The 16,616-nt window shown below is 39.8% G+C and carries 16 protein-coding genes; 3 read left to right on the plus strand and 13 right to left on the minus strand.

The window, feature by feature from the left end:
• Window positions 1-101: 101 nt before the first annotated feature.
• The gene (locus PE36_RS02570; RefSeq protein ID WP_006030386.1) at window positions 102-1,175 is read right to left on the minus strand and encodes a linear amide C-N hydrolase; all 1,074 of its coding nucleotides are present in this window, start codon (window positions 1,173-1,175) and stop codon (window positions 102-104) included.
• Between the two features lie 156 nt (window positions 1,176-1,331).
• Here PE36_RS02570 and PE36_RS02575 point away from each other — a divergent pair, with 156 nt between their 5' ends.
• Window positions 1,332-2,234 (plus strand): LysR family transcriptional regulator, encoded by a 903-nt coding sequence (locus PE36_RS02575; protein ID WP_006030388.1) that lies wholly within the window; start codon window positions 1,332-1,334, stop codon window positions 2,232-2,234.
• A 95-nt stretch (window positions 2,235-2,329) separates the two neighbouring features.
• Here PE36_RS02575 and PE36_RS02580 read toward each other — a convergent pair whose 3' ends face one another.
• The 3 genes from PE36_RS02580 to PE36_RS02590 all read right to left on the minus strand — a co-directional run bounded on the left by PE36_RS02580 (window position 2,330) and on the right by PE36_RS02590 (window position 5,113).
• Window positions 2,330-2,869 (minus strand): HD domain-containing protein, encoded by a 540-nt coding sequence (locus tag PE36_RS02580; RefSeq protein ID WP_006030389.1) that lies wholly within the window; start codon window positions 2,867-2,869, stop codon window positions 2,330-2,332.
• Window positions 2,869-3,990 carry a TauD/TfdA family dioxygenase gene (locus tag PE36_RS02585; protein WP_006030390.1) on the minus strand — a complete coding sequence of 374 codons (1,122 nt, stop codon included), beginning with the start codon at window positions 3,988-3,990 and terminating at the stop codon, window positions 2,869-2,871. Before PE36_RS02585 ends, PE36_RS02580 begins: the two co-directional genes overlap by 1 nt.
• A gap of 112 nt (window positions 3,991-4,102) precedes the next feature.
• Window positions 4,103-5,113 carry a putative 2-aminoethylphosphonate ABC transporter substrate-binding protein gene (locus PE36_RS02590; protein WP_083797962.1) on the minus strand — a complete coding sequence of 337 codons (1,011 nt, stop codon included), beginning with the start codon at window positions 5,111-5,113 and terminating at the stop codon, window positions 4,103-4,105.
• 202 nt (window positions 5,114-5,315) lie between these two features.
• Here PE36_RS02590 and PE36_RS02595 point away from each other — a divergent pair, with 202 nt between their 5' ends.
• On the plus strand, window positions 5,316-6,023 hold the full coding sequence (locus PE36_RS02595; protein WP_006030392.1) for an ureidoglycolate lyase: 708 nt from the start codon (window positions 5,316-5,318) through the stop codon (window positions 6,021-6,023).
• Window positions 6,024-6,049: 26 nt separating this feature from the next.
• Here the strand turns inward: PE36_RS02595 and PE36_RS02600 are convergent, their stop codons facing one another.
• The 6 genes from PE36_RS02600 to PE36_RS02625 form a co-directional block, all read right to left on the minus strand.
• A complete protein-coding gene (locus PE36_RS02600; protein WP_043993696.1) occupies window positions 6,050-6,685 on the minus strand; it encodes a hypothetical protein in 636 nt (211 codons plus the stop codon).
• Between the two features lie 73 nt (window positions 6,686-6,758).
• The gene (locus tag PE36_RS02605) at window positions 6,759-7,154 is read right to left on the minus strand and encodes a DUF3859 domain-containing protein (RefSeq protein ID WP_006030394.1); all 396 of its coding nucleotides are present in this window, start codon (window positions 7,152-7,154) and stop codon (window positions 6,759-6,761) included.
• A 105-nt stretch (window positions 7,155-7,259) separates the two neighbouring features.
• Window positions 7,260-9,164 carry an ATP-binding protein gene (locus tag PE36_RS02610; RefSeq protein ID WP_006030395.1) on the minus strand — a complete coding sequence of 635 codons (1,905 nt, stop codon included), beginning with the start codon at window positions 9,162-9,164 and terminating at the stop codon, window positions 7,260-7,262.
• Window positions 9,154-9,447, minus strand: coding sequence for a hypothetical protein (locus PE36_RS02615; protein ID WP_006030396.1), 294 nt, complete (start codon window positions 9,445-9,447; stop codon window positions 9,154-9,156). Before PE36_RS02615 ends, PE36_RS02610 begins: the two co-directional genes overlap by 11 nt.
• A complete protein-coding gene (locus PE36_RS02620) occupies window positions 9,437-10,639 on the minus strand; it encodes an EAL domain-containing protein (protein WP_006030397.1) in 1,203 nt (400 codons plus the stop codon). The genes PE36_RS02615 and PE36_RS02620 overlap by 11 nt, the downstream gene beginning before the upstream one ends.
• Before the next feature lie 10 nt (window positions 10,640-10,649).
• Window positions 10,650-11,600: a helix-turn-helix domain-containing protein gene (locus PE36_RS02625; protein WP_043993698.1), complete on the minus strand. Its 951-nt coding sequence runs from the start codon at window positions 11,598-11,600 to the stop codon at window positions 10,650-10,652.
• A gap of 349 nt (window positions 11,601-11,949) precedes the next feature.
• Here PE36_RS02625 and PE36_RS02630 point away from each other — a divergent pair, with 349 nt between their 5' ends.
• A complete protein-coding gene (locus PE36_RS02630; RefSeq protein WP_043993699.1) occupies window positions 11,950-13,374 on the plus strand; it encodes a lytic polysaccharide monooxygenase in 1,425 nt (474 codons plus the stop codon).
• Window positions 13,375-13,460: 86 nt separating this feature from the next.
• On the opposite strand, the gene PE36_RS02635 is transcribed toward PE36_RS02630, so the two are convergent.
• From PE36_RS02635 to PE36_RS02645, 3 genes are all read right to left on the minus strand, one after another.
• Complete coding sequence (locus tag PE36_RS02635; RefSeq protein ID WP_006030400.1) at window positions 13,461-14,906, minus strand: glutathione synthase; 1,446 nt, start codon at window positions 14,904-14,906, stop codon at window positions 13,461-13,463.
• A gap of 237 nt (window positions 14,907-15,143) precedes the next feature.
• Window positions 15,144-15,488, minus strand: a complete 345-nt coding sequence (locus PE36_RS02640) for a helix-turn-helix transcriptional regulator (protein ID WP_006030401.1) — start codon at window positions 15,486-15,488, stop codon at window positions 15,144-15,146.
• A gap of 96 nt (window positions 15,489-15,584) precedes the next feature.
• On the minus strand, window positions 15,585-16,550 hold the full coding sequence (locus PE36_RS02645; protein WP_006030402.1) for a DUF535 family protein: 966 nt from the start codon (window positions 16,548-16,550) through the stop codon (window positions 15,585-15,587).
• Between the last annotated feature and the right edge of the window lie 66 nt (window positions 16,551-16,616).

Raw genomic sequence — 16,616 nt, forward strand, 5'->3', positions numbered from 1 at the left:
ATAAAAACTATTATTTAACCGGTAAAAAAAACGCTAGTCAGTATCAATTCATCCCATCAATACCAACCCGCATCGTTTCATACTTCGCCGCTAACGAATGATCAATTCGTACTATTTACTCTATATTGCGCCATCACACCATCTTGCTGTTTAAATTGACTGGTCATGTCACCAACATTGCTTTGCTCATCAGCTTTTAAGGTGTAGTTTTTACCATCGTTAAGTTTATTAAAATCAACTTTAAACTGGGTATACACATCACCATACTGATAACGCATATTAAGCTCTTTCTGCTCTAGATTATAAGTCAGGGTATATTGTGTTGCATAACCTGTCATTTCACCGCCAATGAGTCTATTAGCCGCATCCAGTGGCACTTTATAGGTCGAGCTGTCAATTTTTGCTAAACCGTTAATAATACTGCTTGGTTCTTGCAGTTGGGATAACATGTATTTATTCCACACAAAACGTTCTGGAGCCCCTACGTTACCGTCGAGTGGATAGTCACTGGAAAATTGCGCTTGTTGGGTCGGTTTTTTCGCATCCCAATTATTTAAATGTTCATTAAACTCAGGGCTATTGGTTAATACGTCATATTGCGCACCGTGGTAAATGTTCCACTTGCCATCAATGAATTCTAAAATAGCAGAATCACCACTGGTGTCTTGCAATGAATAATGGCCTTTTAACTTAGCGCCACCATGTGAAAACAGCTGTATTTGAATATCTTCAATGCCCACTAACGCTGCTTTTACGCTGCTAAAGTTATCTAAAAAATACGGGATCACGCGCGAGTTTTCTAACTGCACTTTATCGGCATTGTATTCACCAGTGCTTTCTTCACCAAGATACAAGGCATTCGCCGCTAATCCAGCTTCATTAAAACCATCTATACCTGCTTTGCCATAAAACGTCGTCAGAATAGATGAATACTTAGATGTCCACGTCATTATTTTTTCACCTGACTCAGCACCTCGGTAACTGATACCTTTGGCACGCACATCAATCGTTGGGTGTGTTTCAACCATCCAGTCCATGGTACGAGACACAAATACCCCGTGTTCCTCAGTATCCCAAATCAAACGCGAGCATGCTTGCACCGCAGAAATAGCAGATGTGAATAGTGCCGCGCCAACCGCGATCTTAACCAATGATTTTTTTGCTAATAAAGCCATGCTTAACCTACCTTATAAGATGTTATTCCAGCAATGGAATGTTTCTGGATCTCGAGTATTTACATACAGCCATAATAAAGGTTTAATCTCACAGGTAATCTCAGTTGTGTTGGGCATTCCCTAACAAAAAGCAAACACACTACAAGGGGATAATACATGCTTAGATTTAGTTTCGAACAGCTGGCGTCATTCGTGGCTGTGGCTGAAAAAGGCTCATTTAGTAAAGCTGCGCTGTCACTGGGGAAAGACCGTTCGACCTTGCACCAACACGTCGGCAATTTAGAGATTGATTTAGGCATCACCTTATTTGATCGCAGTGGGAAATTTCCGAAAATCACGTTTGAAGGCAATAGCTTATTAACCCAAGCTCGACATATTCTTTATCACGCTCAAGTATTACAAAATAGTGGTGATAGTTTGGCTGAGGGGTTAGAAGAAAGCCTAACGATCTATCACGATATATCGTTACCTATCTCGGTCATAGAACAAGTACAATTCGCCGTCCACCAGCAATACCCACAAACCCAACTGCACTGGATCCATCGCGGGCGTGCAGAATCCATGGACGCTCTTGCAGAGCAACACGCTAATATTGCCATTGTATTGAGCAAAGGTTCCGGTGTACTACCAAGCAAAGGGCTCACCTTTACTAATCTCGGTTATCTGCCATTTTCTTTCTTTGCCCATAAAGACAGTGTATTAGCGCAACAAACAAGTTGTAACTTAGACGATCTAGAAAAGCAGCAACAATACACCGCAGAAAACTACATGGAAGTGGATCTCGGTAACAATACCAAGATCTCAGGACGTATTGCCACGATCAGCAATATGGATATTATTCTGTCATTACTCAAACAAGGTGGCTGGGCATTACTACCTAACCACTTTGTTAGTTCGTCTTCGTATGTCGATGCGATCTGTAAACTCAATATTAACTTTATGACGAATGATGGCCGTTGGAGTTTGATATTACTCACCCGTAACCATCAAAATACCGGTAAAGTGCAACGCTATGCGATTGAGCAGTTTAAAGCGGCGTTCAAAGTGATCACACAATGATTTAGTGCGTTTATTGATGTCAGAATTCTCTTATACGACACGCTTACACAACACAGTTATACAACACAGTTATACAACACAGTTATACAACACACTTACACGACAAACTGCGCCGCAATACGTAAGTAATGCGCTAAGTCGGGATGCGCTAATTCAACATGCTTACCAAGATCATCAAATAAGCGTACTTGTAATGCATCTTTATAAAACGCTTGTTGTTCGAACGCGGCAATCTCTTGCGCATTCATAGGCCCCCCTTGTACCGCAAGGGTATCTTGAGATGCTTGACTCAGTTGACTATGGTATTTCGGCTTTACCGCACACATATAACGCTTGGCTTGCACATGCAGGCCAATGCCATCAATGATTTGTTTGGGAAAATACGGTGCTAGAAATTTAGCCCCCACATCTTCGTGATAGCCATCAATACCATGCTCGGTAATATCTTCAGGCAATTCTAAGATCAAATGGCCAAAATCATGTAATAACGCCGCGGTAATGATCGCATCACTGCTATTTTTTTGCTCAGCGTAATAGGCTGTCTGCAGCATATGCTCACCCATGGAAATGTGTTCGCCATAAGCAACGTGACCATTGTCTTCGAACTGCTGTTTAATAAACCCAATAATATCCATTATTTAATCTCCACGTTACCCTGTGATTTCGTCTCTAACTTAGCCTCAAACTTAGTCTCTAGTACGGCTAAGGTGCTTTTTAAAGAATCAATATCGGCATAACAACCTTGTAGATGTCGTGCGCCTTCTGCTGCCACTTCTCGGCCATGTAAAATACGCTCATTATTAAAGATCATCAGTTCACCCGGTTGCAAGGTACACAAGAACTTACATTCGTCACTGTGCAAGATTCGGCTAAAGTTTTGATACGCGTCATAAAATGCAGCCATCTCAGCAAACGGTAATTTAATCGCTTGGATGGCGCGATTATTTAAACGGATACGCTCGAGTTCACCACGATTGTTTAACTCAATGATATAACCGGTATGTTCAAGATGGGTATCGGCATTTTTAAAACGATACATCACTGGCGTCGAGGTTAATAACTGATATTGCTGCGGAAAACGTTGCTGTAATAATTGCGCGGCATAGAAACCATCGGTTAACGCCGTGATCCCGCCTTGCTCTGCACTGATTAAACAATGTAACAGCTGTAATGTCGGCACTGGATGGCGATAAGCATTATCGGTATGCAAACTTAATGGCTTTGGGGTATACGCTAAATTAACCGGGTTTTCTTCCGAGATCACTTCAAAGTGACTGCCGTAATTGGTATCACGCACAAAACCAAATTGCTCGACGACTTTAAATAACTGCTTATCAACATTCGGCACGTCGTGTAAAAATGCCAAACCAAATCGCTTCACAGCACCTAACCAATCGCGTTTTTTTTCCTTACTACTTAGTACGTCTGGGTAATGAAAGGTAATTGCTGACGTGTTTAACTGCCCATCCCATAATACTTGCTGATTAAGCGCTGGCGCATCATTAGCGTCTGCCTGCATGCTATCTAAAAAAGTTTGGCTGTAACGGCTTTGATGACCATCTTGCCACGTGATCACTAAGTCCCCTTCTTCAATTGTCACCACTTCTGGCTGAATGGTTAAATCTAAATCGAGGATCTCTTGCAAGCGTTGGCCAGAAGAGTGCAAGCATTCGCTGCAACGGCAATTATCTTTTAACCAAAAATAATGGAATGCTTGATTATTATAAATAAGATGAGAAGAACGTAGTGTAAACATAAACAGATCCTTGTATTCAAAAACACCAATGCAGCAAGGTCATCATGATCCCTTACTGCACCAGATTAACGCCAAGAGAGCGTTGAATTAATTGCTCAAATAGTAGTGTTAATTAACCTTTTGATTCTGATTTGCTATTAAATTTATCAGACCACTTAGTTAATACCGCGCTACGGTCATTGGCCATTTTACCAAAGTCCATATCCACGATGGCATCTTCTACATTTGGATAGTGTGCCACTGCGCCACTTACGTCTTTATGACCAACAACTGGATAAATAGTGTTGTACATCTTGTTGGCATCCACTGATAACGACCAATCCACCAGCTTTTTAGCCGCGTCTGAGTTGTTATTTACTAAGCCAACAGATTCCGTATCCCAACCAATACCCTTAGGTAAAATCAGGTCAATCGGCGCGCCTTTTGATTTTAATTTCGAACCACGGATCGCCACAGAAATACCAATCACAGTTTCCCCCATCGCAGACTGTACGCAAGGTTTAGAGCCTGAATGGGTATAGTGAGCAATATTTTTATCCAATTGCTCCATATACTGCCAACCTTGTTGCTCACCCATCCCTTGTAACCATGCTGTTACTTGGATATAACCGGTACCCGATGAACCTGGGTTCGGCATCACAATGTGACCTTTATAAACGGGATCTAATAGATCTTCCCAGGTCTTAGGCTTTGGTAAACCAAGCTGTTTGGCAACAATGGTATTGAAACAAACAGTATTGAAGAACGCGTCATTACCAAACCAGGCTTTGTTTTCTTCTGGATCAATCATGTTCGTTTTTATATCATCAAGATTTGCTGGCGTATAAGGCTTCACAATACCGCTATCTTTCAACAATGCTAATGATGAACCAGCCAGTCCCCACACCACATCCGCTTTCGAATTTTTACCTTCTGCTAATAACTTTGCCGTCATCACCCCCGTAGAATCACGCACCCATTTAATATCGATATCAGGGTAGCTCTCTTCAAAGGTATTTTTGAATAAGGCTAACAGGTCAGTTTCAAAAGAGGTATAAACGATCAGATCCTCTTTCGCGAACGCGTTAGAAGAAGCGGCAAAAATAATGGCCGTAGCAAGTAGTGACTGTTTAAACATGTGCATCAATAACATCCTGATTGATAAATAAATTGATAAATTAATCGATAACTATCTAAACATTAGATAAGTATTTATGGTGCACATTCTAGGCTGGATATATGACAGTTTTATGCCGTTATTATTTCGCTAAGATTAAATTGTGTCATTAAAGTTAAACAATCAGATGCTAGTTTATAAGTGCATTCAGCCAAAATAGAGTACGAACATGACATCTAACGTTACCACCACCCTTTTAAATACTGTACCTCACACGGTTACAAATACAGTACCTAACTATCTAAACCCTGATATCGCCGCTGATCTGGCTTTATTCGACATCCCTATTATCGAAGCAACACCAGAAAGCCTAAAAGGTTATGGCTACTTTGTTGACGATCCTGAAACGTTTGACATTGAGATCACCCGCTGGCCAGCACGAGGTTGGCGACAAGTAGATGAAGATACAGGAGATGAAGGTGGCGTGACTGAAGGCACCTTTATTAGTACTTGGAAAGGGGATTATCTGTTTGGTCGCAATAAAGCCGTCGACGGGCATTATATTATCGGTTATAACCAGCGCCCAGAAATCGCTGTCGATACCCATAATGACAAACCAAGCCAACTGCTCTTATGGCATGCTAACTATCACCCCGATGGTGGTCAGATGTTTTACCCCAAAAACAATCAGCCATTCTTATTACCATTAGCCTTACCGGGTGATGATGTGAAACCACAAGATTTTGTGTGTTTCTATTTCAGTGGTGAGCGCGGTGCCTATATCCATGCCGATATTTGGCACGAAGGGGTATTTGCAATTGCAGGAGAACAAGAATTCGCCGATAAACAAGGCGCTGTACACGCCCGAGTATCGGTTGATTTTGGTAAAGAATTTAACTGTTTATTGCGTGTTGATTTAACTCAGTTGCCGAAATAATATGCCGTAACGTTTAACCGTGAACATTAACGATAAAGCGCATCAATTTCGCCATTTTTAATACGCATATTCACCCGTAGTAGAGCATGTTGGGCTACAGTCAAAACGTCTTTCATGCTCTCATAACAAGCTTGCTCACTCTTACCATAAGCAAAAAAGTTTAACGTCACTTGATAACCCATACCGCCGGTATCCGGTTTATCTCCCAACGCCAAATAGCAAGTTGGTGATTGCGACAAGCCAATCGCGCCAGCGTTAAAGCTCGGTTTCATCGACGATGCCATTGATTGAATATTATTCATTAACCAATGGATACTTTTGTCCTGACAATTTTCAGGAATATCGCGGAACAAGATCATTAATCGCGCACTGCATTTTTTCGCATACGGGTACTGCTGGTCGGTATTATCTTCAGCTGCATTAAACACACAATCGTTACTTTCCAATAACGAGCTGGCACCATTCACCCATTCAATTAAGCTATAAAACTGTTCAACAAAATCCCACTTTTTAAACGGTAACAGATCTTCTAATGCACTACGGATCAACTGAGGCTGTAGTTTAAAATCCATATATACACTCGACTCATCCGATACCATGCTAGTCCACGGGTGAGATCTTAACGCTGAGTTATCAATTTTTTTGGAAATAAAAGCGTCCACAGTTGCTGCCTTTGTTGGTTATACCCATGTTACTTCAAGATATTTGGGTAAATACGATAATGAGAATTGGATTTTAACAGTGTTCCAGCGATATATTAAAAGTTTTATCCGCTAAAATTTTGTTATCAAGTTCAATCGTCATACGCCAGTCACCACATTTATCCGCAATGGGAGACCACACCGTATCACCTAAATAAAATTGCCAATCGTTATTCGTCACATGTACTTCGCCAGTAAATGGCGCCCGCACATTACCCTCTGCATCTAAAATACCAGGATGAGCAATACAAAAACGGATCTTAGCACCACGGGCTTTTTTAATATTCACGATAAAACCAAACTCAATATCAATTTCAGCCGGAATGTCGGTGGTGAACTTTTCAATACTCGGTAAGTCTTTTGATTTACTCTGCCACTGAGAATGGATGCCATATGTTTGCATTTTAGTGACGGGTTTGTATTTGGCCATTGCTTCACCTAGGGATAATCAGAAATTAATACGATCAATAACACCGTATAATACCGATGACGAGTGCTTGTGGAAAGATGTAAAACATCACCCTGCAAGGACAAATTAATTACCGCTGCCCAAGCAACTTAAAAATATCGCGATATTAAACGGCTTTTGCATAAAGACAATATCAGAATGACATTCACTACCTGCTATCTCATTTTTATCATTAGCCGACAAAATAACATATTGGGTTTGCGTATTAGCTTGAATACATTTCATTTTGGCAATTAATTCCAAGCCATTCATCTCATCTAACTGATAATCAACAATCACAACATCGGGTTCGGTATTAACCAATTGGGTTAACGCAACGTTCGAGTTATTCGCGCAAACCGTATTAAACTGCTGTTCTGCCAGCATCGCGCTGCATACTTCGAGGTTAAAACTGTTATCGTCGACAATTAAAATACGCATATCACCATCATTAACGGGGTTTAATTGTGGTGATAACCTTGATGGATCAAACTGACAGGGGAAGTGAAACATAATTTTAGTGCCTTCATTTTTCACACTGTGCAACCTTAACTTACCGCCAATCTGGGTCAATAATTGGTTACAAGTATAAAGCCCTAAACCAATACTCGAGACTTTTTTTTGCTTCGACTCAGCATCGACCGAGAAAGGGTTAATTAACAACTCCTTGGTTGATTTTGACATACCGAATCCAGAGTCTTGGATCAAAATACGTAAGTAATAACCCCGGATGATTGATTCCTTGTTAAACGCAGGGCGCTGACACATATCAATATGGCAACGTACAGTCTGACCCGTACTGTACTTCAATGCATTATTGATCATGTTAGTAATGACTTGAAATAACTTAGAGCTATCCACACTGATGACTGCAGGTAACTTGTCACTGACATGAAAATCTAATATTTTCCCGGCCGGAATACTCAACTTATTATAATAATCTTGGATGTTACCTATGTATTTCAAGGTATTAATCGGCGCATTATTTAACACTAACGTACTCGTGGTGGATTTACTGTAATTCAGGGTGTTTTCTGCCACCGAATACAGCAAATTAGCCGACCACAGCATCTTATCAATAATAACACTGTGTTCATCACTGATCTTAGGCATATCTCTCAGCATCTGGCTGTAGCCTAATAACGCATTAATCGGTGTTCTGATCTCATGATTAATGCTCGATACCATCGCGACATTGAATTTATTCTCTCGCTCAATACGGTTAAATAAATGCTTATTGACCAATTTAAAATACAGCAATACAGCGATCAGAGCACAAATAAACAAGATGGCTAACAGCACGCAGATAAATTCAATCAATCTTGTCGAGGATACTTGAGACTCAATACCCAGAGTATAATAAAAATTATACTCTGGAATACTGATATCTAAGTCTGTGCGGTAACGAAGAAAATCTGGCATCATATTAATTGACTGCATCGTACAGTAATTATTCTCAACAAATAATTTCAATGATGAGTATTGTAAGCACGTATCTTTTAATTTATTGATGTTAAATAACAAGCTCTCGAGTGGGATAGCATAAAATAAATACGGCATGTTTGGCTCATCAATATCGAGTACAATTAATCGATAATGAGGTAATAAGCCATTCAAGCGGCCATGCTTATCTCGGCTTGTTACTAACGTATCTAATTGTGGGATAAATGTACGGTCCGAGATATAACCTAACGCCAATTCGGGTGTTAATGTAAAGAGTAACGCAGCTCTTTCATCTAGCAACTCCCGAGTAAATATTTCAAACTCTGCTCTTTTTACGCTTTTAGATGATTTAAAAAAAGATTGCATCGCATTCATAATGAGCTTGTGCTGAAAATAGTTTTCTTGGTTAAATGCCATTAGCATCGATACTTTTTTGTCATGATTATAGTTAAATTTATTCAAACCATGACTGGTAAATACAACAACAATCACAGTAGTAACAAGCAGACAAATGCAAACATAACTGCGCAGATTAAATTTATAATTCATCAGCAATCGCTACCACTTGCCCGTGAATATGCTCAACCATACAATGTAATTGTTGACGCCTTGTTATCACCTCAATCTGTGCATCAAACTCAAGAGATAAATAACGGCATATCCCTTTAAGCTGATGTTTTAGCGCATTAAGCTGGTCAATATTTTCAACTAATCCAGTTTCAGAGCTAATGTTAACAAGCTCCCCGACTAATGCTTGGTATAAAGGTAACCGCCTTTCTTGACTATAATGCCAGAAAAAATGACGCACGTTATCACTGATATCAATGAACATTTGCGGCAATGTCCTTATGCACATAACGATTAACCCAGGCTGTTAAATAGCGGCCTTCAATCGGCGGACTATATACATACCCTTGCGCGATATCACAACCTAGTTCAGCTAAAATATTAAGCACGTTTTCAGTCTCAATACCTTCGGCAACGACACTCACCGACATTTTTTTAGCTAAGGCGATCGTCGACTCAACAATGAGGTGATGTTGTTCATTGGTATCAATATCACAGACAAAAGAGCGATCAATTTTAATTTCATTAAAAGGAATGATATCTAAGCGTTCATAAGTCGAATAGCTTTTACCAAAATCATCCAGTGAAATACCGATGTCATTAATAATCAGTCGGGCGATAGAATTCAATACACTGGCTTGATTAATGATTGCTTGTGATTCGGTCAGTTCTAAAGTTAATTTGATACCAGCATGTGCTTGTTTATGGCGGATTATATAGTCAATCAAGTTATCGCAGCCTAAGTCTTCTGCGGTAACATTAATCGATAATGTATAACTTGATAACGTCTTTTCATAAGCCCAGAATTTGAATGCTTTCGCGACAATTATCTTAGTGAAATCAACATTCAGTCCTGCTTTATCAATCAAAGGTAAAAACGTATCGGGATAAATATAACCATTTTCATCGTACATTCTAGCTAACACTTCAAAGCCGATGATACTGTTACTTTTCATATCAACTTGAGGTTGAAAGCAAAGTAATACTTGTTCATCGTCAAGCAGCTGGTTTATGTCATAATCAGAGACATTTTCGGGTGATTTAACGACCATTTCATGGTCATGCTGACGTTGCAAACGGGCTGCTTCCGCTAATATAAAGTCCATATTAATCGGTTTTTCAAAAACGCCGACTAGGTTCAGTTTCAAACTACTAGCAATACTACCCACTAGCGCCAAAGTACGTTTATCCGAAGAACTAATCACAGCTAAGGGAATATCGGCATAACTCGGGTGCTCAGATAAAAAATTAATCACCTCCATGCCATCACAGTGATCCATTTTTAAATCCAAGATCAGTAAATCAATATTACCTTCTATAGCCACAATCGCTTCAATACCTTGATTTGCATCCTCAGCTTCAAACGTCTTAAAATCATGTTCGAAGGTACTCTCGATAAGATCGGCTTTAATCGCTTCTCGGACAAATTTTTGGTCATCGATAATCAAAATATTCATAATTACTCCGCTATATACCGACATTCGTAGGCTGCAATTCTCGTGTAGGTATAACAGAAAGCATCAGCATATTTCGGTTTGCCATGACTTCAGAACGACTCATAATAAACGAATAGTTCTGAATGATTTTAGATTGGTGTTCAATTGGTTTAACTTTAAACATGGGGATCTTCATCTGCATTAATTTTTGTTTCAATTTGCTATCACAAGTACTAAAACTTAAATATTCAATCGCTTTATCTGTTGCTAACTGATTAAGGTAGACAGACATCATATGATTATCAATTGCAGGGGAAACACCAAACGAAGAAAGTACCACCAACACATTCGCGCGATCTTGTTTCGCAACGTTCAGTAGTTCCATAATACCGATACTGCAATTCATGAACTCAAATAATGCTTTGGTATTTACTTTACAAAAAAGGCAATGCCCTACTAATTGGCTAAAATTGCAAAATGCCGAGACTAAATTAAGCGGTTTTAGTAATGCTGTTGAGGTCACTTCTTGGTGTGTAGGAAATAAACGCGGGTTACCTTCATACATTAAGCAAAGTTTTAACATCGATGCAAAATTAATGTGGTCAGGCAGCATTGACTTGGTATGGTATTGATCATTTTTATAATAAGGATGTGCTGCTTTGTCATTTTTCTCGCTACCAGAAAGCTGAATGGCGTATAAGCTTTCTTTGACAAAATCAATATCTGAACTATAGATATTAAACAGATCATCACCAAACACTTCGGCTATTTCTGACTGTTTTGTTAAAGACGGTGTGTTAATACCACGTTCCCAACGACTAATTGAGATCGTATCTAAGCTATCAAAAGAATGACTTCTTTCATTTAATAACGCCCGTAACCCTTCTTGTGAAAGGTTATGCTCTGTGCGTATTTTTCTTAAAAAACTTGAGAATACCCTCATTATTATTGTTTTTTGATAAGAGTATTTTTTGTATCCCATCTTCGCTTCCAATTATATCTAATGCCCTTATCACTAACCTAATCACTGTCATTACTCAACGACATTAAACACTAAGTTTGAAACAAAAACACTACCAATCAATAAAAAATCAAATATATGTTTATACATGCACTAGTTCCACAGTAATAACTTTAACTTTTTTAAAAAAAATGCCTACATGCTAAACAATATCACCATTATCTCAACGACTAGGCAGATAGTTACACATATCCATAAAGTATTACTCTAGCGTCAAATGTGACTACTCGTTATGATTTCCATCACCACAATGGAGCACCACGCGCTGTGTCAGCACATCAAAAATTATAATGAACATGGAGTTTATGATATGAAAAAAATAATATTAACGTCACTCAGTGCTTTGGCGGTGTCTGCCGCTTTAGTACCGACAGTCGCGATTGCACACGGCTATGTTGCAGGCCAGTTTCCTTCACGCGTTAATTTATGTCATTCAGACAATGGCTCTAAAAACGATTGTGCGAGCGCGTCATACGATAGACAAAGCTTAGAGGCGCCGAAAGGCTTTCCAGCGACGGGTCCTGTTGATGGAAAGATCGCATCGGCACAAAAAGGCGGGTCCTTTGATGTGCTTGATCTGCAATCATCAAACCAATGGTATAAAACTAAGATCCAAGCGGGTTTGAATGATTTTCACTGGTTTAGCACAGCGAACCATAAAACCACCGATTACGTTTATTACATCACCAAGCCTGACTGGGACCAAAACGCGCCACTAACCCGCGCATCTTTTGATTTAGCCAATCCTTTCTGTGTCATTGATATGGACGGTCAACAACCACTGAAAAATTTAGGTAACCCACATAGCTGCAACGTGCCAGCGCGCAGTGGTTATCAAGTTATTCTTTCCGTTTGGACCATCGATGATACTGCGAATGCGTTCTATAATGTTATCGATGTAGAATTTGAGGACGGTGTAACGCCACCGCCACTACCCGATGTCTGGCAGCAAAGCACCACAATTACCCCACAAGCAGACTTAGTCGTTGGCGATAAAGTCAAAGCCCGCTTCTTTGATTCCTCAGTTGGCTCATTTACTCGCGAAACGACCATTGAAATTAACTCTGCTGCCAATGGTCAAAAGAATACTTGGTCTTACAACCTCGCCACTGCGATTAATGCCAATCAAACCGATGCGCAAGCGGGTTCCAAAAGTGACAACGATATGTTTACCCCTGTTTACGGTAACAACCCTATCTACTTAAAAACGGACTCTAACCTTAGCTCTGTTGAAGTTGACATTATTAAAGCTGAAGTCCCTGTTGATGACAGTATTAGCGTTTTAGGCCTAAAAGATGAATATGTCATCGACAATAATGCGGTAGATATTACCTTTAGTATTGAAGCGGTTGGTAACTTAAATGTCACCAATACTATCTTTGATGCCAATAATAACGCCATCGCCTCAGAGTCTAAAAATGTGAATGACACGGTTGAGCACTTTACAATATCACTCAACAATGCAACCGCAGGTATCTTTAAACTGGTCTCAATTGCCAACTCAAACGATAACAGCAACCTATCACTGCAAGAATCAAATAACTTCAAAATCCTTGCCGCTGACATTCCGGGTGACTGCCAAGATATTCAAGCAATTGATATCAGCAAGCAATACCAACCAGGTAATGAAGTTTCATACCAAGGTAATGTTTACCGTGCAGAGCGTTGGACGGATGTAGGCAGAACACCGGATACCCAGTACTCAGGTTGGGTATTAATAGGCTCTTGTGAATAAGCCCCTATACACGACTCCTTAGCAAGAACATAAACCACGCGTGATGATTAATATTGCGCGCGGTTTAATTCCTTCCGCGATAAGTACTAACGATAAACCAGTGAATCGACTGCTCCCTGTCCACTATGAACCCCGCCTTCCATAACGTTCGCCGGTTTACTCCGCACTAAATACCCCGCCACAGCATCATCAATAGCAACACCATCAATGTTGACGGTAAAAATACCGATTTCACTGATCATATCGCCAATCATGCTCGCTTCACCATTGCGAATAATCATGGTCGGGTGCGAACGAGGCAGGGGCATGATTTTGCGCATCAACGACCAAGACTCATACTCAACTTCATCAAGTGTTCTTAGTTTAGTCACAATATCCTCACCAAACACACAATGACCACCGCCTTCGCCCTGATTTTTTAACACCCAATTATCGAGTCCGGTTGTCATCAAATGCGCCATTGAATCAGCATGCAATGGCAGCATCTCACCAAAAAAGGGTTTAATGGTCAATGCTTCTTGCTCAGTTAACCCAAGTTTCATCAGCGCTTGTGCAGGCAAATTAGATAACAACATTTGTACCCGTTTACTCGATGCCAGTTGCTGAGCGATGGTCGCATTCATGGCAATATCATGCTGCTCGAGCATCATGCGCACCGACATCAAGGTTTTGCAGCAATACTTTTCGATAATGGTTTTATCATAATAATCACACTGCTGATAACCGGCACGCAGATAGACCACATCAATTGGCTCATCATTTAATAACAGACGATGGTTATCGCCAGTCGACAATTGGCCGTGTAACTCGGTAAATGTTTTCCTTAACGTACGAATACCTTTTGCATGTAACGCATATTCTAATAAATGCTGGTCATAGACATTATCTTCATGCGCTTGCACTACCATGACAAACGTCGGTTTACCCGCATCCTTGTGTTTTTGTTTAATCATACGTGCAGACTTAGCGATACCATCAGCGAGTTTTTCAATTGCATCATTAGCGATAAATTCAGGCGGAATTTGTGCGCTAGGTTGGCATTGTGAATGATGATGCTCTGTATAAGTTTGAAATAAATCCGCATGCTGCGCCGCAATATAACGATGCAATTCAGATGCACGTTGACCAAAAGGCCCCATACCAGCAGCAATGCCATTAAACTCAATCAACTTAGGGCCTAATTGCTGATCATCCATAAAGTCAGTTCTCATGATCAGTAAAGGCGTCGCTCGACGAGATTGGGTTAACGATAACTTATTATGTAATGTTAATAATGCCGAAAATAAAGGATCGGTATCGGCAATAGGTGCTATAGCGTGTTGAATAAAGTCGTCATCTTTGGAAATAGCATGTAATAATTGACCAAATAATCTAGCCGCCTGCTGCAGCGCCTCAAAACGTACTTTATCGATACTGCTTGGCGTTAAGGTAAACGGACAATGCAAACTACTGGCATTACTTTGCTTGAACACTAACGAGTGCGCTAATGCCCATTCAACACTATCGGTAACCGCTATTTCTACATTCTTCATACTGTCGACCCTATTGCAAACAATGTTAAAGCACCACGAATAAGCGACGCCAACTATTTCCATGAAACTAGAAATATAGATCAACTAATTTTAACTGTCAAATATATTTCCATAAATGCAGAACTATATGAAACACAAAAAAGACAAGGAATTAAAAACACCACTCAGAATAGGTGGTGTAAAAGCTTAATAAAAACAATAGTTAAAACCATCATTTAAAAAACAGTTAAAAATGTACTAACACTGCTTTTCGTTACCAATGCTGTCGTTGCTGTCATTGCAAATAGTGTTCTTCACTTCATCAATACAACATTCATCTTGTAAAAAACCAATCACAGATTGTAATTTGTCATATTCAGCCACACAGTACAAGGTACGTCCTTCACGGCGCTGTGACAGTAATCCTGCAGACGCTAAGCTAGAAATATGGTGTGATAACGTCGACCCTGGAATGGATAATTGTGATTGCAAACCACCCACAGCAATACCTTGATATCCGGCACGAATAATACTTTTAAAAATAGCTAATCGTGTTGGATGCCCCAGTTCTTTCAGCGCTTTCGCAATTACATCAATATCCATTATTATATCTCCACCATATCCGCTAACAACATATATTTCGATACTAGCAGAAACATATTCACAGCACCAATAGTTAACGAGATAACAACAGACGAATTAATCCGTACGATTAGTGATACTTGTATTACCGGTTACTTTCAAAACCAGTTTTTCACTGATTTCTTGCTTTAATTCATCAAGCCACTCATAACGTTTACGATACATTGCACGTTTGCTACGTTTAAGATCTTCCGGTGATTTTCTCACTTCAAGCAAATCGAGTTGATACAGATTTCTGTTATATTTAGTCGCACCTAGCGACTCCCAATGATTGTTATAATTTGTTTTAACTTTATCATTACCACTATAACGTTTTGCTGTGTACATATGCGCTTCACTAGTGACAAGTAGAAGCTGGTTAACATCCCAAACATTAGCAATAATAGTCAGTATTTTAACCATCAGATCTTTAGGTCTCTGACCAAAATGTTGTTTCGTAAAATACTTAATTTTATCGTTAACTTCAAGCCCGCTTTTCGGTCCCTGGATACCGCCAACCGTAATCGTTCGACCAGTCACTGCATCATCAAAAATGCTGAAAGTAATAGAGTAAAAAAGATTACCATTCGTATCCAGCAACTTCATGCACAAGTCCCCCTCTTTGTGATTTGGTGCATAATAGCCAAGCGTCACACGGTATTCATCTTCTCCAACAGTAAATTTGGTTACTTCGATTCCCTGACTTTTTTCATAAATAGCAAGTCCAGTGTGCGCAGGTAAACATTGACTAATAAAGCGATAATGCCCAACCACTAATTTAGTGCGACGTGCAATCCCATTACCCATATGAAGATAAGGACGAAATATTTTCCCCAAAAAACGCACATCTTGCTGTAATAATAACTGGAGAAAAGAAGAATCAATACCACGCTGAAACTGACGAAAATACGGATAATAAATTCTTGCGCGCAATACAAATTTAGAACGATAGCTTTTCTGCTTCTGTTTTAAATTAGAACACTGATTCTCGCTCGAATCTGGGTAGGCAAGCCAACTTAACTCTCGGATACTTTTACTGTGCATTCTTGATACCTTAATTATGGACACTACTCATAAAATATTTAAGTTCCATCACACCAACTACGGTTT

The sequence above is a fragment of the Moritella sp. PE36 genome (assembly GCF_000170855.1).
Classification (GTDB): domain Bacteria; phylum Pseudomonadota; class Gammaproteobacteria; order Enterobacterales; family Moritellaceae; genus Moritella.